Below are 21,246 nucleotides of genomic sequence, written 5' to 3' on the forward strand. Positions count from 1 at the left end.
TGTAGAGGATGTCAGTGCACACTGAAATGAGCCCGTTGACGGATACTGTCCGGGCGCATGAAACGCCTGAAGGTATTCGCCTGGAACTCCGATTGGCAGGGCCGATCGTGCGTGCCTGTGCCTGGAGCATCGATATGCTGATCAGGACGATTCTCTATGGTCTGATTGTCACCGTTTTCTCATTCTTTGGTGGGGTGGGGACGGCGGTAATGCTGATCATGTTTTTCCTGATTGAATGGTTTTATCCGGTGTTATTCGAACTCTATAACGGCGCTTCACCGGGAAAAAAGGCGATGGGGCTGGTGGTTATTCATGATAATGGTACGCCGATCTCTTTTTCCTCTTCGTTCATTCGGAACCTGTTACGGGCTGCGGATTTTCTGCCATTTCTGTATGCCGCAGGGTTACTTTCGATGTTGATGAATCGAAATTTCCAGCGGCTTGGTGATCTGGCTGCTGGCACCCTGGTGGTATACCGGGATAAGGAACTGCAAAGAGTTAAGCTTCCAGATGTGGAGGGCCGGCGCCCGCCGCTAGAGCTGAGTGTAGAAGAACAGCGTGATCTGATCAGTTTTGCGGAACGTAGTGCACAGTTGTCGCTTGATCGTCAGATTGAACTGGCCGCACAGTTATACCCTGTTACCGGAAAACGGGGTGAAGCCGGGGTGCATGAAATATTGTGCTATGCCACCTGGCTGACGCGAGGCCATCGATGAGGCAGGATCAGTTTGAACAACGCTATCAGTCTGTCTGGGACCGTTTAGAAAGTCATCTGAGCGGATTAGAAAAATTTCGTTTTAGACGTTCATCAGATGAACTGCCAGCAGATTTGCCGGGGCTTTATCGACAAGCCTGTAATCACTACGCATTGGCGCGAGCCAGACGTTATAGTCCGCAACTGGTTGAGTTGCTACACCGACTGGTCTTACGCGGTCACCAGCAGCTTTATACCCGTCGTGGTGCCTGGCTGTGGCGTTTTTTTGCGTTTGTTGCTGTAGATTTTCCTGTCAGCCTGAGACTGAATATTGGTTACTTCTGGATCGCATTAGCGCTGTTTCTGCTACCTGCGCTGTTAGTCGGTGGCTTCTGCCTGATTGATAGCAGTCTGATTTACAGCCTGATGAGTGATGCCGAAGTCAGCAAGATGGCTGAGATGTATGAGCCGGATAATGCCCGTCCTGGGCGTACGCTTGAACGTACCGCGGAATCTGATTTTGCGATGTTTGGCTTTTACATCTTTAACAATATTGGTATCGGCTTTCGTACCTTTGCGATGGGTATTCTGGCGGGTGTCGGGACTGTTTTTACGCTCTTTTATAATGGGCTTGTGATCGGTGGTGTGGCAGGCTATCTCTCGAGTCTGGGTTACTATGATACATTCTGGCCTTTTGTTTCCGGTCACTCCTCTTTGGAACTGACCGCTATTGTGATTAGCGGTGCGTCCGGACTGATGCTGGGTCGGGGCGTTATCGCTCCGGGGCGTTATGGTCGGTTGGATGCTATCCGATTGCAGGCGGGCAGAGCCGTTCCGTTGGTGATGGGGGCGGGACTCATGTTGTTGGCGGCTGCGTTTATCGAGGCGTTCTGGTCTGCCAGTGATCTGCCCAATCTGATTAAGTACGTGGCTGCCGCCATCCTTTGGACTCTGATGATTCTCTATTTTATCTATGCGGGCAGGGGGGCTGGTGGAACTCGATAAACTCGAAATTAACCTGCGGCGCCGAACCTCCTGGGAAGCGATTGATCTTGGTTTTGCGCTGGCACGCCGCTGGTTTATGCCTCTCTGGTTGTTATGGCTGGCGAGTGCAGCCCCTCTGGGAGTGATGCTATTCCTATTGTTGCATGAGCAACTTTGGTTATTGATCCTGCTGGTCTGGTGGTTCAAACCTCTCTATGAGCCACCGTTGATGTTCTGGATGAGCCGGGCGGTATTTGGCGAACAACTGCCGGTTAAATCTGTGCTTCGGCAGTGGTGGACGGTGGTTCGTCCTCAGTTACTGCTGAACCTGACCTTTCGTCGGTTTAATCCATCCCGGTCGTTTACCTTGCCGGTGGCTATTCTTGAACAGCTTCGGGGCAAGCCCCGGCGAGACCGCTTACGGGTGCTGGGAAAAAATCAGCATGCGGCTACCTGGCTTACGGTTATCGGTATTCACCTTGAAACAATTCTTGAGACGGCCTTTGTGGCGGTGGTGTTCATGCTGATCCCGGAAGATCTGCGCTGGACCAGTCTTAACGATCTTATTTTTGCCCCCGGACGGATTGGTGAGTGGCTTCAGTTAGCCGGTGGTTTGTTGTGCATGTCGCTGATCGCACCCTTTTATGTGGCGGCGGGCTTTGCTCTGTATCTCAATCGACGTAGTGAGCTGGAAGGCTGGGATATCGAGATTAATTTCCGTCGAACCCGTGAACGCTTAAAGATGAGCCGTACCCAGCTGGCTGATAAAGGGGTCGGTAAATACGCCAGAAAAACGGCCCGTAAAGGCTCTGCCAGTCTGATACTCATCTGCCTGGTGAGTTTTCTGTTGCCAGGGTCGCCAGCTGAAGCGGGTGCGCCTGTGAGCAGCCAGGAGGCAAAGCCCGTCATTGAACAGGTTCTTGAAGATGACGCTTTTGGCCGGACGGAGCAGACCCATTACTGGCAATATATTGGTCAACCCGACACGGATGAAAAGACTGATAATAGCTGGTTTTTCGATCTGTTAGAGGGGCTATTCAAAATACTGGGTGGCTTCTTTGAGGGCACCGCAGAAGTTGGCAAGATTCTGATCTGGATTGTCGGCATTCTGCTAGTGGTGTATCTGGTTTATCGCGTGGCTGGTAATACGCAGTGGTTCAGTCGTTTTCAGCGCAGGCCGGTGCGTGTTAGCAGACAGCAGCCGGTAGAGTTATTTGGTCTGGATCTGCGTCCCGAGCAGTTACCGGATGATCTCGCTGCTGAAGCCCATCGTTTGGCCTCTGACGGTGCTTTTCGTGAAGCGCTGAGCTTGCTCTACCGGGGCGCATTGGTTTATCTGGTGATGCAGGCGCAACTGGATATACCCGATAGTGCTACGGAGGGGGAGTGCCTCGAGATGGTGAAAGCCAGTCGTACTGTGGCAGAGGCGGAGTATTTTGATTCGCTGACCGGGCACTGGTTAAAGATGGCGTATGGGCATATAACACCCGCAGCAGAGCCAGTACTTTCGCTATGTGAACGATGGCCGGAGGTATACAGTAATGTCGATGGCTAATCGTATTTTACTCTGGGTATTGGCGGCGTTACTGATAGCGGGTGTGTCCTGGTATACGGTATGGTTTTTTAACAACTATGAGCGGCAGGTACGCGAAGAGCGGGTTGAGGTTTCACCGCAAGCAAAACGGAATCGTTTTCTGGCCGCTGAATACTATTTGAAGGCTTTGGGATATCAGGCGGAGAGCTTTCAGGCGCGCGATCTTGTTTCCAATCTGCCACCCACCGGTGATGCACTGCTGCTGCGTCAGATACAACCTAACCTTACCGATGAACAGCTTTATACTCTGAATGACTGGGTTGAAGCGGGTGGCGTGGTGATAGTCGCACCTCAGTACTTTAGCCGTTCTGATGAAAGCGATGAAAAGAATGGCCGCCAGGATAGCCGGGAGCGCTTCCTGGCTGATCTGGGCGTTCAGATGTATGCGTCTGATATTGAAAACACAGAAGTAGACACTTCAGCATTAGAAAAATCGGCTGTAGAGGATTCCGCGTCGGGTGATGTGGCTGATAACTCTGCTGCAGAAGAATCTGATGACTCAGGTTATCTACAAATCTCGTTGCAGGTTGCAGGTGAAACTGACTTGATAATGGCGACTGTTCGCAGTGATCGTTACCTGGTCGATACGGATAACTGGGCAACAGAACGGATCGGTTCTGAAATTGGCGATCACTATCTGAAATTTAATTCAGGTCTGGGTTCCGTGGTGGTACTAAGTGACCTGGATCTGCTGACTAATGATCGAATCGGTAAGTTGGATCACGCGTACCTTCTAAGCCGGATCGTGGGAGACAGTCGCAAAGTCTGGCTTCAGTACAGTATTGATATGCTGCCGCTGCCGCAGCTGTTATGGCAACGAATGCCGTTTTTGGTTTCAGCGCTGGTTGTCGTCTTATTACTGATGGGATGGCGATTGTTTTTCTACACGGGGCCTCGTCTTTTTTTGATGCACCAACAGCGGCGTAATCTGTTGGAGCATATCGATGCGACAGCCCAGTACGCCTGGCGAATCGATAAAGGTTACAGTTTATTTGAGAGTAACCGTCGGGCTCTTGAGCTGGCCTGGCGTAAACGTCATCCAGGTCTGAATTCGATGGACAATAGTCAGCGGGCTGAATGGATTGGTGAAAAAACCGGCATGGCTGGGCAGGCAGTTGCGCGTAGCCTTTATCATGCGATCGATAAAGATCAGGATTTTATTAAAGCATCTCTGGTACTGCAGCAGCTGGCCAGTGGCTTAAAACAGCGGGAGTTAAGATGAACGATTCGCAGGGACAGGATCAGCTATCAGAGAAGGTGCTGCGTAAACTTGGGCAGCTGGAGCAGGAGATTGGTCGTGCCGTTATCGGTCAGCGACAAGTGGTCCGGGATGCGACCATCGCTCTGTTGGCGGGTGGTCATGTATTGGTTGAAGGTGTACCGGGCTTAGGGAAAACCTTGTTGGTGCGAAGCCTGGCCGCTGCCGTCGGTGGTGTGTTTAACCGGGTTCAGTTCACCCCGGATCTGATGCCCAGTGATATCAGTGGGCACATCATGTTCGACCGAAAGTCTGATTCTTTCAGGGTACGCAAAGGTCCGGTGTTTTGTAACTTTTTACTGGCGGATGAGATTAACCGGGCACCGGCTAAAACGCAGTCTGCATTGTTAGAAGTCATGCAGGAACAGCAGGTCACTATTGAGGGACAGTCATTTGAGCTGGATCTGCCCTTTTTAGTGCTGGCGACCCAAAACCCTATCGAGCAGGAAGGAACCTACCCCTTGCCACAGGCGCAGCTGGATCGTTTTCTGCTGAAAGTATTTATTGATTATCCAGACATAGAGGAAGAGCTGCAGATGGTGAAACAGATCACTTGTGATGCGGTGGCCGATAAACTGGATGTCTCATCCGTTAAAGAGGTATTGCAACCAGAAGAGATTCTTAGCTTGCAAAGGTATACCTCTAAATTAGAAGTTGACGAGCAGATTGTTGCCTACGCGGTAAAAATCGTCAGAGCGACCCGTGACTGGAGTGGTATCGAATCAGGTAGTGGACCGCGGGGAAGTATCTCTCTGTTAAGAGCGGGGCGGGCGAATGCTGTTTTATCGGGGCGTCGTTTTGTGACTCCGGATGATGTTAAGGCGGTGGCACCGGCGGTGCTGCGTCATCGGATTAAGCTGAGTGCTGATCTTGAGATCGAAGGTTATCAACCGGATGATGTGCTGAAAGATATTCTCAGCAATGTGGAGGCACCCCGGGTATGACCCCGTCGCGCCGAACGGTGTTATTAGCCACAATGATTCTATTGCTGGCTTTACTGACGCAGTTCTGGGCCTCATTGGCGCTGTTACGCGACCTGAGTGCGGCGATCGTGTTGGGCGCTGCCATACTGGATCTGTTGCTGCAACGCCGTGAGCCAGTACCCGGTATCAAACGGGAACTGCGGGGCAGTATCCCTGTGGGGGTTTGGAGTGAGGTGAAGCTGCAGGTGACTAATACCAGCAGCCGGCCTCAGTGGCTGACCCTGCATGATCACCACCCGTCGGATTACGCCGTTGAAGGCTTATCTGCTCAGGTAACGGTTCCTGCTGATCGTAGTGCCCGGGTTACTTATCGATTGCGCCCGAACCGACGGGGTGATGGTGATTTCAGCGGGGTGGATCTGGTTAGTGTTTCACCGCTTGGTATGTGGCAGCGAAAACAGTATGTATCGCTGCCTGAGACGGTCAAGGTTTATCCTAATTTCAGAGCGGTAAGTCAGTACACCTTGTTGGCAACGGATCATCAGTTGAGCCAGCTGGGTATTAAACAGCGTTTACGCAGGGGAGAAGGTAATGACTTTCATCAGCTGCGGGAATACCGTGCCGGTGATGCGCTGCGTCAGATCGACTGGAAAGCGACTTCCCGCTATCACAAGTTGATTTCGCGTGAGTATCAGGATGAGCGGGATCAGCAGATTTTATTTATGCTCGACTGTGGTCGGCGGATGCGTCATCTGGAAGAGGATACAGGCCACCTTGATCAGGCGCTGAATGCGATGTTATTGCTCGCCTATGTGGCTGCAGAGCAGGGCGATTCGGTGGGCTTTCAGACTTTCGGCGGGGTGCAACGTTGGTTCCCTCCGGTGAAAGGAGGCACGGTGGTACGACAGATGATTGCTGGTACTTATGATATTGAGGCAACACTGGAAGCGGCAGATTACCTTGAAGCGGCCCGTGAGCTGATGCCCCTGCAACGGCGTCGGGCACTGGTTGTGCTGGTGACAAATACCCGGGATGAAGACAGCGATGATCTGGTGACCGCAGTGAGATTACTGTCACGCCGTCATCTTGTAGTGGTTGCTGATCTGCGTGAGCAGATCCTCGATCAGACCCAGGCTGCGAGGGTCTCTGATCTGGATTCAGCTTTGCGCTTTCACGGCGTACAGGACTATCTGGAAAGTCGTAACAAGAACCATGAGCAGTTGCGTCATCAGGGTGCACTGACGCTGGATCTGTTGGCAAAGCAGCTCCCGGTGGCACTCATAAATCAATACTTTACAGTGAAGGCATCAGGACGCCTTTAATAAAATGCTTTTGGCTTTATACTGAATCGATGACAGATCTTGCTGTAGGGACTGGTTGATGCCAGTAACAGACCCGCTGATGCTCTTAATCATTAGCCTGACCTTTATGCTGGCTGGAATGGTTAAGGGGGTTACCGGCATGGGGTTGCCAACGGTGACCCTGGCTATTCTTACGGTTGTTTCAGACCTGCCTACGGCGATGGTTCTTTTGCTCATCCCTTCATTTTGTACCAATCTCTGGCAAGCCTGCAGAGGCGGTGAAATGGGTAATATTGTCAGACGGTGTTGGGCGTTTCTATTACCCGCAACGCTTCTTATTCCTTTAGGTGGCGTGTCGCTCTCGTTCATCGATACCTCATATCTATCCCTCTTGTTGGGTGTCGTTCTGATCAGCTATGCCGTTATAAGTCTGTTTGGGCTGACGCTTGTTATTGGTGACGATAAGCAGCGCTGGGCGGGACCTCTCTGCGGAGCTGTCAATGGCATTCTGACCGGTATGACTGGTTCTTTTGTTGTCCCCGGGGTTATCTATCTGCAAGGGATAGGCTTGAATCGTACTCAGTTAATTCAGGCAATGGGGATGCTGTTTACTTTGTCGACACTAGCGCTGGGTATTAGTTTAGGTGACAATGCCCTGTTATCAGAGCAGCAGATGATACTGTCCGCGTTGGGCTTAATTCCAGCGATTGCCGGGATGCTAATCGGGCAGCGTATTCGACGCCGGTTATCAGAACAGCTGTTTAGGAGGCTGTTCTTTACCGCCCTGTTACTGTTGGGCGGCTATATTTTGCTGACGATTGTTTAAGAAGGGGTCTGAACAGAGTCTGTTGATGGCTTTTTCCTCCGGAAAAGATTCAACTGAGACAGAATCATACCTGCCAGCATAAGGGCACAACCTATTAACGCCCGGTCGCTGAAGTCTTCACTCAGTAACCACCATCCGCCGATTGCCGCAAATACCGCTTCCAGACTCATAATGATCGCTGCGTGGGATGCCGGCGCATCACGCTGAGCTACTACTTGCAGCGTATAAGCAACACCGACAGAGAGCAGACCCGCATAGGCAATTGGCTGCCAGGCAAGTGCTATATTTGCCAGTGAAAGCGTATCTTGCTCAAACAGAAGAGCGACGATAAAGCTGAGCAGGGCGCAGATAAAAAACTGGATGATCGCCAGACGCAAGTTATCCAGCTGGCTGGCCAGCTTGCCGATCACTATCACGTGGGCGGCCCAGAAGAATGCGCTACCTAATACCAGCAGGTCGCCTGTGTTCACGTTAAAACGTTCGCCATTGGTCTGATTCACGGTCAGGAAATATAGGCCGACCACCGCCAGAAGACCACCCAGCCAGGTATTGAGGCGGGTTACATGGCCCAGCAGAAGGCCTAGCAGAGGCACGATAATGATGTAGAGTCCGGTAATGAAACCGGCGTTTCCTGCCGAGGTCCAAAGTAACCCTGCCTGTTGCAGAGAGGCGCCCATAAAGAGAAAGATACCGGCAGTCAGACTTCCCCGGAGCATCGCTTTAGGCTCGGTTGCTCCCGGTTTAGGGCGAAAGATTAACAGCAGGGGGAGCAGTGAAAGGGCTCCCAGCAAAAAACGGCTACCGTTGAAGCCGAATGGTCCCAGATGATCCATCCCCAGGCGCTGGGCAACGAAGGCAAATCCCCATATTGCAGCGACCAGAAGGAGCGTCAGATCTGCACGGATATTTCGGGTTTCCATCAATGGAACCTCATGAGACAGGAAAAAGAGAGGCCATTGTAGGCCGCAGTTTTTATTAAGCAATAGGAGTGAGGCAAGCCCTGCCCATTTAGCGTAAAACGGGCAGGCTTGATGCAGGGTTGAAGCCGGTTAGTTCAGGCTGTTGCCATAGTTTTAGTGGTATTGAACGCCTGGCGCCCCAGCGCAAATGCCTGGCGATTAAGTTCAACCAATGCAGCCCCTTTGTGTTGAAAGCGCTTAAGCAGCGCACTTTCTAAGGTTTCAGGAGGGAAGGGCAGGTGGTCGGCGATGGCGCCAAGCATGATTGAGTTAACCAGTCGTCTATCACCCAGCTCTATCGCGGCTTCTCCGGCATTAAAACGATGCAATTCAACAGCGCAGTCTGATAGCTGGCCAAGGGGGTCTTCAGGGTAGTCAAACAGACCGATAGAGACCACAGGGGGGATCAGCGGGTAGTCATTAACCATTACGACAGAGCCCGGTTTAAGATGGCTGTGCCAGCGTAATGCCTCAGCCGGTTCAAAGCCGATCATCATATCGGCTTCACCAGGCTTGATTGAAGGCGACAGAACTTTTTTTCCGAACCGTACATGGGAAGTGACTACCCCTCCCCGTTGTGCCATGCCCGCGACTTCCGTCTTTTTAACATCGTAGCCCAGTGCCAGTGCCGCCTGTGACAATACATCGGCAGCCGTCATTACGCCCTGGCCGCCGACACCCACCACCAGAATATTAGTTACAGTGTCGGTGTTTAGGTCAGCAGTATTATGTTGAATATTCATTACTTCACCTCGATTGCATTGATCTTGTCGACATTGAATGCCGGAACAATCGCATCAGGGGCACAGGTATTGGTACATAGATCACAGCCCGTACAGGCGGCAGTATCGATGTTTACAAAGGCGAGTTCTTTCTCTTTACCGTTGGGTTTGATGACGGTCTCTCGACGGGTCACCAGAATGGCGGGGCAGCCAACATCGAGACAGTTACTGCACCCGGTGCATTTATCATCATCCACTTTCAGAGGGGGTAACTGGCTGTAGCGTTCAGTCAGTACGCAAGGCTGATTCGTAATAATGACCGACGGCTCTTTCACTTTGGTTTCACTGCGCAGTGCTTTAAACAGGGTTGGCAGCTCATAGGGGTTCACTTCATGTATTCGTTCTGACTTAACGCCCAGCGCTTCACAGAGCTTTCGGAAATCGACCTGCATGGTTGCTTCGCCATGAATATCCAGGCCTGAAGAGGGAGCGTTCTGACCTCCTGTCATACCCACAGCCCTGTTATCCAGCAGCAGAACGGTCACATTACCCTTGTTGTAAGTTATATCCAGTAACCCCTGCATGCCCATATGCATAAAGGTTGAATCGCCAATGACCGCGAGTACATTTTTATTTTTATCAGCTTCACTGCGGCCTTTGTCGATACCCATAGCAACGCTGAGGGATGCGCCCATACTGATAGTTGTATCAAGGGCGTTCCATGGGTGGCCTGCGCCCAGCGTATAACAGCCGATATCACCGGAGATAATTGTATTCTTGATATGGGAAAGGCAGTAGTAGATGCCCAGATGAGGACAGGCCACACATAGCGTGGGTGGACGAGGAAACAGCTCTTCAACGGGAATCAGTTCGTCCTTACAGGGTGTGCCCATCAGCTTGCTGATGCAGGGGGCCAGTACACTCGGAGAGAGTTCACCGATGCGGGGCAGAATATCCTTACCATAAACGTTAACGTCGGCTGCCCTTAATTCGGTTTCAAGCAACGGCTCTACCTCTTCCACGACGACCAGTTTATCGACGCTGGTGGAAAACGCTCTTATCTTTTCAATGGGAGCGGGGTGGCTGAATCCGAGCTTTAAGACCGGAGCTTCGGGATAGGCCTCTTTGACGTGGAAGTATGCAGCTCCTGAGGTGACAAATCCGACAGACTGGTCACTGCCATTTTCAGTGTAGTTTAGCGGGTGGTCTTCACTAACCTGTCGAAGTACCTGATCCCGTGCCATCATCAGTGGAATACGTTTTTTCGCATTGCCAGGCACCATGACTAAGCGGGCTGGGTCCTTGGTAAACCCTTTGGGTTCATAGGTTTCTGCCGGGCTACTGGTGACTACTCCTTTAACATGACAGATACGGGTAGTAAGCCGGACAATGACAGGGACTTCGTACTGCTCTGAGAGAGCAAACGCAAGTCTTGTCATTGCGTAAGTTTCCTGCGCGTCTGAGGGTTCAAGGATAGGTAAATGGGCAAACCGGCCCCAGTAACGGGAATCTTGCTCATTCTGAGAAGAGGAGAGCCCAACGTCGTCAGCAACGACCAGAACTAAGCCGCCAACCGCACCGATCAGTGTTTGGGTCATCAGCGCATCAGAGGCGACATTGACACCTACATGCTTCATCGCACATAGCGCGCGAGAGCCAGCCAGAGAGGCCCCGATCGCTACTTCCAGCGATACCTTCTCATTAATGGACCACTCGGTATATACCTGCGGATATGCGGCAATAAACTCAAGAATTTCAGTCGAAGGAGTGCCTGGATAGGCTGATGCAACTGAACACCCGGCATCACGTGCGGCCTGGGCCACCGCTTCATTACCGGAAATAAACTGACGTTGATCCTGTTGGGCCGGTTGTGTTGCGCTCAAGGGCAAACTCCTTACTTAGTTAAAAGCGATACACTTATATTTATTTTTAATATGAAAGTGAATCATAAGGAGGTTATTCTAAAGAGATAAGACGGGCTACAGACTGATCTGTGTCAAGTAGAGAGAATAACCCCGGGCGATAACGGCAAAAGTTATATCTCTAGGGGTGTTGGGGAGAAGAATAAAGGGTTTAGAGCCATAAGGGCCGTTGTTCGTCGCTCGAACGTCACAAAAGGCGTGACGTGTTCGTTGCCCGATAAAAGCTTTCTTTTATTTTGAGAGAGGTAATCAGAGAGTTAATTTATTTGTAAGAAAATTATTCTGTTGTTTGTGCTGGGGCTGATAATTCCGAGCCCCGAGCCCCGAGCCCCGAGCCCCGAATCAGCTGCTGTGTTGCTGCATATACCGTTCTACGGTATCAACCACCGCTTGTGTTTGACTATCAATTTCCAGGTTGATTTTATCGCCAGCAGATGACGCGCCAAAAGTGGTGACAGTTAAGGTTTCCGGTATCAGATAAACATTAAACCGGTTCTCTTTTACGTCGCCGATAGTGAGGCTGCAGCCGTTCAGAGCGACAAAGCCTTTAGGTAAAATGTACTTCATCAGGTCGGGCTCAGCTTCGAACCAGATAATACGGTTATCTTCGGGCTGCTCAATGTTTATGATAGAGGCCTGACCGTGAATATGTCCGGAGAGCATATGTCCGCCGATCTCATCACCAATGCGGGCCGCACGTTCAAAATTGACACTATCACCCGGTTTTAATTCGCCCAGATTCGTGACTTTAAGCGTCTCCATAATCAAATCAAACTTGACCTGATTAGCGGTAAAAGCTGTTATGGTCAGGCAGGTACCATTAACTGCGATACTGGCACCGGTTTGAAGATTGTCACAATGCTTTTGAGGCAGCTCTAGTGTTAACTGCATGAACTGATTTTTAATTACTGTCGTAATAACGCTTGCAGTGCCTTGAACAATACCGGTGAACATAATTTTTCCTGTTAATACCTGACTGGACTATGTTTATAGAGGCAGACTGCCTTGATTGCAATGCTTAGGGGGATGGATATGAAAGTTCTTATCAGTGGCGCGACTGGCTTTATCGGTCGTCATCTTGTACCAAGATTACTGGAGCATAGTCACGAACTGGTGGTCTGGAGTCGTTCTGAGAGCAAAGCGAGAGGGCTATTTGGCGATTCAATAAAGGTTATTACCGATCTGTCACAGATTGATAGCGGTGATCATATTGAAGGCATTATCAATCTGGCGGGAGAAGGTATTGCAGACAAACGCTGGAGCGATGAGCGTAAGCAGTTGCTACTTGAAAGCCGTATCGAGACCACCGCAGCATTGGTTGATCTGGTTAAACGTTTGGAGTGTAATCCGGATGTGCTGATCAGTGGATCTGCTATTGGTTATTATGGTTGTCGTAGTGATGATCTGGAATTGAATGAACGGGGCGAAGTCGTTGATGATTATACCCATCAGCTGTGTAAACAGTGGGAAACGACGGCACTTAAAGCGCAGGCGTTTGGTGTGCGTGTTTGTTTAATCAGAACGGGGATTGTATTGGGTGAGGGTGGTGCGTTATCAAAGATGTTGCCGGCTTTCCGCTTAGGTCTTGGAGGGCCTATTGCGCGGGGGACTCAGTGGATGTCCTGGATTCATATTGATGATCAGGTAGAGATTATCAATATGATGTTGTCCCAGCTACAGTTTGCCGGGGCCTATAATCTGACCGCGCCGGGTGCGGTGACGAATGAGGAGTTTACCCGGGAATTGGCTTCAGCCATTAACCGCCCCGCCTGGTTTCGTGTTCCCGCTGCCATGCTGGAGTTATTGCTGGGAGATGGCAGTGAACTACTGATCCGGGGTCAGAGGGTCTATCCGGAGAGATTATTAGAGGCTAATTATAAGTTTGCATTCCCCGATCTGGCATCGGCCCTGCATCAGGTACTTGAACCCTCAGACTAACCCTGGCGAAAACTTACGCCTGGGGCTTCAGTTGATTTTCCCTGATATGCATCAGTGCTGAGGCTAACAGATCGCCAGACCAGGGGCCGGCTTCGGAGCCACTGATGTAGCTTTCCATATCGATCAATAGCAGCTCGAGTGTTTTACTGTTGTTTAACTCACTCAGGTCAAGGCTGTTGTTAAACTGGATGTGTGGCCAGAATAAACGCGCCCATTCCAGCATCAATAGCCGCGCTTCCAGCGGCGTATCATTATTACAAGCATCCAGAGCCTGACTGAAAGCCAGTTGTTCTGCTTTTAATATTTGATTCAGCTTGTCACTGTCATTTATCGGAGGGGTTTGCGTGGGAGGTGACGGTTCGCTTTGCTGATTTTTCTGAGCGGGTTGTTTACGTCGTTGAGATGAAAAGCTATAGAGCCAGCCCAGGGACGTTATGATTGCTACTGATGCTAATAGCCATACAAGCAGACGTACGCTGCCGTTAGTTTCAGTGTTTGCGGTGGTATCGACTGACCGTTCTTTGTCCGCCTGATCTGTTTCAGCCGCTGGTGCAGGAGCATCAGCCAGAGGTTCATTTCTTGGAGAGGCCGGTTCTACTCTCAGTACTATCTGGGGCAGACTGGCCTTTTCACTTTTATCCAGCGTCAGATTCCACCAGGGAATTGTGATCGCCGGAAGAGTGACTTCTCCTCGTTCAACAGGGGTGATGCGCACGGTTTCCGTCCGACTGCTGATGATACCTTTTACGGTGTTTTTTTGTTCCAGCTGGACATCTTCCACCTCGATAGTGGCCAGTTCATTGCGTAGAGAGATCAAAGACGGTAGTTGCTCTGCCAATAGGCCCTCCGCTGTGATTTTCAACGTGCGAGTCTGACTCTCTCCTACCGTCAGGTGGTTGGGAGACTGTGTCAGATCTTCCAGTGAGAGCTTGCTGGATGGAAGCCAGTAACCGCGAATCTTTTGGCTAGGCTGAGGCAGTACATCAATAAAAATAGGCTCTGAGTTTAATTCCGGGGTGCCTGGTCCGGCGCTAAAATGAGCGGCGGGTATTGAGAGTTGTCCTGCTTGTTGGGGAAAGAGAGCGTAGTTTTGTTCGACAACCTTATAGGTCTGACCGTTAATTTCACGGGTGTATTGCTGTTTCTCACCTAACGGCACAATCTCAGTGTCGGGTATTAAAGGTTCCGAGAGAGAAGCCATCGGTGGCAGGTCGTCGAGATGGAACAGGCGCTGACTATAGAGAACCTGGCTGCCCTGATAGACCTCGTAGCCATCAACGGCACTCTCTAAATAGGCGTCATTACTGATTATCGCCGCCGCTCCGGTTTCCCCGGCGACAGTGATCAATAAAGGTTGACTGAATTCATTATTAAACTGAAGAGGCGGTATCTGCAATTCGCCTGAGTGTCTTGGTCTGAGCAGAATTTGCCAGCGCGTCGTGTATTGATTTTCTCCGTTCGCAAAGCTGGAAACTGTCATCTGCTTACTTCCGAGAAAATGGAAGTCACGGGTCAGGGGAGAAAAGTCCGGGCGGCCAGATGCTCTTTGATCTACTTCAACGGTGAGGCGAAGTGTTTCACCCTCTGCGACTGAGTAACGATCTGAAAAGACACTGACCTGAGCTAGAACCGGTAGAGCGATAAGTGCAATAAATCCGGCAAGGGTGCTACGGGCTGGATGAAACAGAAACGACATAAGCGGGTTTATCTCCGGTTTTCCGGTCTCAATATGCAAAGGCTAAAACGTTATGTAGTAATAACACCAGCCGATAGTTAGCTTAATAGGCTGAATGAGTGACAGTTACTTATTTCAGCAACCTTAGCATAACTGAATAATATGCTTAAAAGATATATTTCGGCCATCATAACCTGTTGTTTTTACTATACTCAGATAGGACGTCATTCAGGCGTTTGCCTGCCTTTAGTAAGGGGGATATATGGCTCTTGGGCTCCGTGAAACGCGAATGGCATTACTGGCATCGCTTACCCATCAGATTAAAACCCGGTTAACGGGTAAACGAGCGAGGCAGGTTCAGGCCTTCGCTGACTGTTTCTATGCTACTTGTACTGATGAAGATATAGCTCACTGGCGAAGCGAGGACCTTTATGGAGCAACTCTGTATGCCTGGGAGTTTCTTCAGGAACATAACTCTGAACAGCCAAAGGTCAGGGTATTTAATCCTGATTTTGAACAACATGGATGGCAGTCTGCACATACGATAGTGCAAGTATTGAGTGATGATCTGCCGTTTACGATGGATTCTATTCGTGTCGAGCTTAGTCGCCGTCATCTGGGTATTCATGGTGTTCATAACTCAGTCTTGAGTTTGAAAAGAGACGGCAATAAGTTGTTCTCTGATTTCCTTAGCAGTACCAGTCGCTCGAAGAACGTACGCCATGAAACCCTGATTACACTGGAGATTGATCGACATACGGATCCGGAGCTGCTGATTGATCTGCAAGCGGATTTAGATGATGTTTTATATCAGGTCGCCGTTGTCGTAAACGATTTTGAGCCGATGCTCGGTAACATTGATGAACTGCTATCAATGTATGATCAGATTAAAGCAGACAAGCGGCCTGCGGGGCTGGCTGAAACACGGGAGTTTGTGCGCTGGTTGAAGTTGCATTTTACCTTTCTTGGTTACGATGAATATCAACTGGTTAACAAAGGCGATGAAGCGTTAGCGCTGGTTATGGGTAGTCAGAAAGGGCAGCTTAAGTACTGTGATGAGTATTGCCGGGCTGAATTGGTCGATGATTCTCTCCGCGAGAATGCGCCCTTTACATTGATTCCTGATCTGCTTTCATTTACTAAGTCACCCAGTAAATCCCGCGTTCACCGACCTGCTTATCCTGATTACATCATCCTGAAACGCTTCGATAAGATGGGGCGTGTGACGGGCGAAAGTCGCTTTCTGGGTTTGTATACATCCGAGGTGTACATCGGTAACTCTCGTCAGATTCCGGTTGTCAGAGAGAAAGTGGCTGCTGTTCTGGCCCGGTCTGAGCGCCATGAAAATGGGCATGACTGGAAAGAGTTGCAACAGATTCTTGAAGTACATCCCAGAGATGATCTGTTTCAGGCGAGTATTGATGAACTTTATGAAACAACAATCGCTATCTTACATATTCATGAACGCCGCCAGATTCGCCTTTTCTTACGACGTGATCCATTTGGGCAGTATGTTTCCTGCCTGTTATATGCGCCTCGTGATGTCTATAGCACTGAATTCCGGTTACGGGCTGAGCAGACCCTGCTTACTGAGTTGAACTGTAATCGCGCGGAGTTTAATACCTATTTTTCAGAGTCCATTCTGGCCCGGACACACTTTATTCTACGCAGTAATCAGACGATTCCACACGAGATTGATGTGGAAGGGTTGCAGCAAAAGGTTCGTCAGGCTGCCCGAAGCTGGTCGGATGAACTTTATGGTTCATTGATCGAGGCGTTAGGTGAAGAGATGGGAATTGTCGTCTTCAATCGCTTTGGCCGAGGATTTCCATCTAGCTATAAAGAGGATTTTCCAGCACGTACTGCGGTAGTTGATATTCAGCATATGGAGAAGCTGAACAATGATAATCAACTCTCATTAAGTTTCTACCGTGCGTTGGAAACACCGGACGCCAGTTTCAATTGCAAACTTTTCAACCTGGGAGCGCCGCTACCTCTGTCTGATGTATTACCTATACTCGAGAATCTGGGTTTGCGGGTTATTGATGAGCATCCTTATGCCATCAATAGCGATCAGAATACGGTTTGGGTTCATGATTTCAGTTTGCAGAGCAGTATGGCTATACGGCATGCCCCGCAGGATATGAAAGAGGCTTTTCAGGACGCCTTTATGCAGATCTGGGGCGGTCATGTAACGAATGATAAATTGAATAGATTAGTACTGATGGCAGGCCTGACCTGGCGTCAGGTTGATCTTTTACGCGCCTATGGAGCCTATTTGAAACAGATACGCTTTCCGCTGACGGGTAGCGCGATAAATAATACGCTCACAGCGCACAGTAAAATCGCTGAACAACTGGTTGCTTTTTTTGACGCACGTTTCAATCCTGATCGGGAGGGGGGAGCAGAGACCGCTGAGCTTGAACAGCCTCTTTTAGCTAGCCTTGATCAGGTTGAGGGGCTGAATGATGATAAAATTATCCGCCAGTTTATTGCTGTGATTAAAGCCACTCTGCGTACAAATTTTTATCAGTTTAAGGCGTCGTCAGGGAACAAACCTTATCTGGCCCTTAAATTAAATCCGGCAGATATACCCAATATCCCACAACCTTGTCCTGTGTATGAAGTATTTGTCTTCTCGGCGCGATTTGAAGGTGTTCATTTGCGGGGAGGAAAGGTTGCCAGGGGTGGTTTACGCTGGTCAGATCGCTATGAAGATTATCGTACAGAGGTGCTGGGGCTGGTAAAAGCGCAACAGGTGAAAAATTCAGTCATTGTGCCTGTCGGGGCTAAGGGTGGCTTTGTCGCAAAGCGTCTGCAGGTGGAGATGACCCGGGATGAAACGCAGCGTGAGGGAGTAGAGTGTTACCGGCAATTTATCAGTGCGCTGCTTGATCTGACTGATAACCTGGCCGATGGCGTGGTTATTTCGCCAGATAATATGATTCGTTACGATGTGGAGGACCCTTATCTGGTTGTTGCTGCGGACAAAGGGACAGCAACCTTTTCTGATATTGCTAATGAAATTGCCGCGGAGTATCACTTCTGGCTGGATGATGCGTTTGCCTCCGGAGGCAGTCAGGGGTATGACCATAAAAAAATGGGTATTACCGCGAAGGGCGCATGGGTTTCTGTTGAGCGCCATTTCCGGGAGCTGGGTGTCAATGTGGCTGAAACCGATTTTAATGTCATCGGTGTGGGGGATATGTCTGGCGATGTGTTCGGTAATGGGATGTTGCTTTCAAAGCATATCCGATTGCAGGCGGCCTTTAATCACCAGCATATCTTCATCGACCCCTCTCCAGATACGGCGCGAAGCTGGCATGAGCGTGAGCGGCTTTTCAAACTCCCCCGATCGGGCTGGAATGATTATGATAAGGAGTTGATATCTACAGGGGGAGGCGTGTTTAATCGCAGTGCTAAATCAGTCCTGATTAGCGCTGAAATGAAACGTGCATTTGATATTAAAGAGGAACGTTTACCCCCCAATGAGCTGATATCGCGCTTGTTATGTGCTCCGGTTGATCTGTTGTGGAATGGGGGTATCGGTACGTATATCAAAGCCAGTTACGAAACCCATGAGGAGGTAGGTGATAAGGCTAACGATGGATTGCGTGTCGATGCCCGTGATCTGCTTTGCCGGGTGATTGGAGAGGGGGGAAATCTGGGTGTTACTCAACAGGCGAGAATGGAGTATGCCAGTAATTTCGGCCGCGTGAATACCGATTTTATTGATAATGCGGCGGGGGTTGATTGCTCTGATCATGAGGTCAATATCAAAATATTGCTTAATGATGTATTAGATAACGGCGATCTTACACAGAAGCAACGCAACCTGCTGCTCCATGAAATGACGGATGATATTAGTGTCAGGGTGTTGACGAATAATTATCGTCAGGTTCAGGCTATCAGCCTGGAGCTGGTCCATGCGGTTAACGGAATGGGGGAGAACCGGCGGTACATTCAGGATCTCGAACAGCGAGGGCAGCTAAATCGTCAGCTGGAGTTTCTGCCTGATGATGAGGTTTTGTCAGAGCGGCAGGCGGTTGGTGCAGGACTTACCCGGCCTGAGATAGCGGTACTTGTTTCATATAGTAAGGGCGAACTTAAGCAGTTGTTATTGAACTCACCGGCGCCTGATGTTCCTTTTCTTGCAGGGGAACTGATGACCGCTTTTCCTCAGCGCCTGGTTGACGCTTATCCATTATTCTTACAACAACATCCATTGAAAAGGGAGATTATAGCCACTCAGTTAGCCAATAATATGGTTAATTATATGGGATTTAAATTTGTTGACCGCTTACGGTCATCCACCCGGTCAGAGATTGACCGTATCGCACGTGCATATGTGTTAGCGCGAGAGGTGTTTGATCTGCAAAGTATTTGGCAGAAAATAGAGGCGCTTGATTACCAGGTAGATGCGAACATACAGCTGACAATGATGAATGAACTCCAGTATCTAGTCCGCAGGGCTACCCGTTGGTTTGTCGTGAATCGCAGTGAAAATGACACGGTCTGTCTACAAGAGGTTGAACTTTATCGTGCGACAATCAGTGAAATAGCGGGTCAGTTTGGCGGATACCTCTGTGGACAGCCAAAACAGGACTGGCATGAAGCCTACGAGCTTTTTGTCGATGCCAGAGTGCCTGATGAGTTAGCGGCGATGATTGCCGGTACCCGGTGCTTATATACGGTGTTGAGTATCATCGATGTGGCCGGTTCGAATGATCAACCGGTTGAGCGGGTTGCTGAAGTGATGTTTCGGGTCGGGGAAGTGTTACAACTTCACTGGCTAAGCGCTCGGCTGAATAAGCTGGAACGGGGAAGTCAGTGGCAATCACTGGCACGGGAGTCGTTTCGTGATGATATTGATAATCAACAGCGAGTCATCGTTGCGACAGTCCTTCGGTATACATCAGAGGGTGATGCCCTGGAGACCTGGATGACACAGCATGAGCAACCCCTGCTACGCTGGCAACAACTTGTTAGTGAGCTGAAAGTGGCAGAGAGACCGGATTATGCCATGTATACTGTGACAATCGCAGAACTGGTGGAATTGGGGCGAAGCTGTCAGTAAGATAGCCGACCATACACCGGGGATTGTCTCCTTCTATTAACTTAGTCCAGATATATATATGCAGCAGGTTATTGTCGATATTAATTTATCTTCAGAAGAGTATCTGGCCCATTATCAACAACGGGTCAATGAAGTTATTGCGGTTAGCCGGGATGGGCGGCGAATTAAGTTTCCTACATCCTTATTGCAACCTTACCTTTTACATAATGGCATTCATGGCTGTTTTCGGATAAGTTTCACCGATTCTGGCAAGTTCAACGCTATAGAGCGGCTCTGATTTTTTTACAGCGCTGACTGCTTTGCATATAATGCCCGCACATTAATTCGACTAACGGAATCCCATGCTCTATCAAGCTGCCCGATCTTTGATGTTTAAGCTCGATCCAGAAAAGGCTCACGACCTGTCTCTGAATGGTCTCAACCTGATGGCTAATCTGGGTTTGAGTTCTCTTTGTGCGACTAAATCGTTAAGTTCACCGGTTGAAGTGATGGGGATTCAGTTCCCAAATCCGGTCGGTCTGGCTGCGGGGCTGGATAAGAACGGAATCGCAATCGATGGGATGGCGGCACTTGGATTCGGTTTTGTTGAAGTCGGCACTGTGACACCTCGTCCCCAGCCCGGTAATCCTAAGCCAAGATTGTTCCGTATCCCTGAGCATCAGGCGATTATCAATCGGATGGGATTTAATAACCAGGGTGTGGATACACTGTTGGCGAATATTGAAAAGAGTCGCTTTGATGGCGTGCTGGGTATCAACATTGGTAAGAACTTTGATACTCCGGTTGAGCAGGCGACGGATGACTACCTGATCAGCATGCGCAAAGTGTATGAAAAGGCATCCTATATCACGGTGAATGTTTCATCGCCGAATACACCGGGACTCCGCACCTTGCAGTTTGGTGATTCTCTCAATGAGTTGCTGGCAGCTCTGAAGACTGAACAGGCAAAACTTGCTCAACTGCATGGTAAGTATGTTCCTGTCGCAGTAAAAATCGCACCAGACATGAATGAAGATGAGTTTGGGCTGGTTGCATCCGCCCTTAAGTCCTATGAAATGGATGGTGTGATTGCAACGAATACCACGCTGTCACGTGAGGGGGTTGAAAACTCGCCTATATCAGCTGAAGCGGGGGGGCTAAGTGGAGTGCCTGTACGTAACGCTGCTACTAAGGCTATTCGGATTCTGGCGCGGGAATTAGATGGTGCGCTGCCTATTATCGGTGTAGGCGGTATTACTAATGGTTTTGATGCGGCAGAAAAAATAGAAGCAGGTGCTTCATTGGTTCAGGTTTATTCCGGGTTTATCTACCGTGGCCCTGAATTGATAACAGAGTCGGTTAAAGCCATTGCGGATCTTAAGCACAAGGGTTGA

General features: G+C 49.8%; 16 protein-coding genes. 11 read left to right on the plus strand and 5 right to left on the minus strand.

Going from position 1 to position 21,246, the window contains the following annotated elements; translation table 11 throughout:
- The first annotated feature begins 14 nt into the window (after nt 1–14).
- The 7 genes from AMJAP_RS07100 to AMJAP_RS07130 are packed head-to-tail and all read left to right on the plus strand — an operon-like array spanning nt 15 to nt 7,580.
- Nucleotides 15–716 (plus strand): RDD family protein, encoded by a 702-nt coding sequence (locus AMJAP_RS07100; RefSeq protein WP_201356423.1) that lies wholly within the window; start codon nt 15–17, stop codon nt 714–716.
- Nucleotides 713–1,699 (plus strand): stage II sporulation protein M, encoded by a 987-nt coding sequence (locus AMJAP_RS07105; protein WP_019621561.1) that lies wholly within the window; start codon nt 713–715, stop codon nt 1,697–1,699. The genes AMJAP_RS07100 and AMJAP_RS07105 overlap by 4 nt, the downstream gene beginning before the upstream one ends.
- Nucleotides 1,686–3,233 carry a hypothetical protein gene (locus AMJAP_RS07110; RefSeq protein WP_019621562.1) on the plus strand — a complete coding sequence of 516 codons (1,548 nt, stop codon included), beginning with the start codon at nt 1,686–1,688 and terminating at the stop codon, nt 3,231–3,233. The genes AMJAP_RS07105 and AMJAP_RS07110 overlap by 14 nt, the downstream gene beginning before the upstream one ends.
- On the plus strand, nt 3,220–4,494 hold the full coding sequence (locus tag AMJAP_RS07115; RefSeq protein WP_019621563.1) for a DUF4350 domain-containing protein: 1,275 nt from the start codon (nt 3,220–3,222) through the stop codon (nt 4,492–4,494). The genes AMJAP_RS07110 and AMJAP_RS07115 overlap by 14 nt, the downstream gene beginning before the upstream one ends.
- Nucleotides 4,491–5,474, plus strand: coding sequence for an AAA family ATPase (locus tag AMJAP_RS07120; protein WP_019621564.1), 984 nt, complete (start codon nt 4,491–4,493; stop codon nt 5,472–5,474). The genes AMJAP_RS07115 and AMJAP_RS07120 overlap by 4 nt, the downstream gene beginning before the upstream one ends.
- Nucleotides 5,471–6,775 (plus strand): DUF58 domain-containing protein, encoded by a 1,305-nt coding sequence (locus AMJAP_RS07125; RefSeq protein ID WP_019621565.1) that lies wholly within the window; start codon nt 5,471–5,473, stop codon nt 6,773–6,775. The genes AMJAP_RS07120 and AMJAP_RS07125 overlap by 4 nt, the downstream gene beginning before the upstream one ends.
- 58 nt (nt 6,776–6,833) lie before the next feature.
- On the plus strand, nt 6,834–7,580 hold the full coding sequence (locus AMJAP_RS07130) for a sulfite exporter TauE/SafE family protein (protein ID WP_019621566.1): 747 nt from the start codon (nt 6,834–6,836) through the stop codon (nt 7,578–7,580).
- Here AMJAP_RS07130 and AMJAP_RS07135 read toward each other — a convergent pair.
- The 4 genes from AMJAP_RS07135 to AMJAP_RS07150 all read right to left on the minus strand — a co-directional run bounded on the left by AMJAP_RS07135 (nt 7,577) and on the right by AMJAP_RS07150 (nt 12,137).
- Nucleotides 7,577–8,500, minus strand: a complete 924-nt coding sequence (locus tag AMJAP_RS07135; RefSeq protein WP_019621567.1) for a DMT family transporter — start codon at nt 8,498–8,500, stop codon at nt 7,577–7,579. The genes AMJAP_RS07130 and AMJAP_RS07135 overlap by 4 nt on opposite strands.
- A 134-nt stretch (nt 8,501–8,634) precedes the next feature.
- Nucleotides 8,635–9,282 (minus strand): indolepyruvate oxidoreductase subunit beta, encoded by a 648-nt coding sequence (locus tag AMJAP_RS07140; RefSeq protein ID WP_019621568.1) that lies wholly within the window; start codon nt 9,280–9,282, stop codon nt 8,635–8,637.
- The gene (locus AMJAP_RS07145; protein WP_019621569.1) at nt 9,282–11,144 is read right to left on the minus strand and encodes a thiamine pyrophosphate-dependent enzyme; all 1,863 of its coding nucleotides are present in this window, start codon (nt 11,142–11,144) and stop codon (nt 9,282–9,284) included. The genes AMJAP_RS07140 and AMJAP_RS07145 overlap by 1 nt, the downstream gene beginning before the upstream one ends.
- A gap of 381 nt (nt 11,145–11,525) precedes the next feature.
- Nucleotides 11,526–12,137, minus strand: coding sequence for a riboflavin synthase (locus tag AMJAP_RS07150; protein ID WP_019621570.1), 612 nt, complete (start codon nt 12,135–12,137; stop codon nt 11,526–11,528).
- A gap of 78 nt (nt 12,138–12,215) precedes the next feature.
- On the opposite strand from AMJAP_RS07150, the gene AMJAP_RS07155 reads away from it, so the two are divergent.
- Complete coding sequence (locus tag AMJAP_RS07155) at nt 12,216–13,121, plus strand: TIGR01777 family oxidoreductase (RefSeq protein ID WP_019621571.1); 906 nt, start codon at nt 12,216–12,218, stop codon at nt 13,119–13,121.
- Between the two features lie 13 nt (nt 13,122–13,134).
- Here the strand turns inward: AMJAP_RS07155 and AMJAP_RS07160 are convergent, their stop codons facing one another.
- Complete coding sequence (locus tag AMJAP_RS07160; protein WP_019621572.1) at nt 13,135–14,817, minus strand: BatD family protein; 1,683 nt, start codon at nt 14,815–14,817, stop codon at nt 13,135–13,137.
- Between the two features lie 241 nt (nt 14,818–15,058).
- On the opposite strand from AMJAP_RS07160, the gene AMJAP_RS07165 reads away from it, so the two are divergent.
- The 3 genes from AMJAP_RS07165 (at nt 15,059) to AMJAP_RS07175 (ending at nt 21,246) form a co-directional block, all read left to right on the plus strand.
- Nucleotides 15,059–19,873 (plus strand): NAD-glutamate dehydrogenase, encoded by a 4,815-nt coding sequence (locus AMJAP_RS07165; RefSeq protein ID WP_019621573.1) that lies wholly within the window; start codon nt 15,059–15,061, stop codon nt 19,871–19,873.
- 58 nt (nt 19,874–19,931) lie between these two features.
- Nucleotides 19,932–20,150, plus strand: a complete 219-nt coding sequence (locus AMJAP_RS07170; protein WP_019621574.1) for a DUF2835 domain-containing protein — start codon at nt 19,932–19,934, stop codon at nt 20,148–20,150.
- 64 nt (nt 20,151–20,214) lie between these two features.
- A complete protein-coding gene (locus tag AMJAP_RS07175; RefSeq protein ID WP_019621575.1) occupies nt 20,215–21,246 on the plus strand; it encodes a quinone-dependent dihydroorotate dehydrogenase in 1,032 nt (343 codons plus the stop codon).

The sequence above is a fragment of the Amphritea japonica ATCC BAA-1530 genome, assembly GCF_016592435.1.
Classification (GTDB): Bacteria; Pseudomonadota; Gammaproteobacteria; order Pseudomonadales; family Balneatricaceae; genus Amphritea; species Amphritea japonica.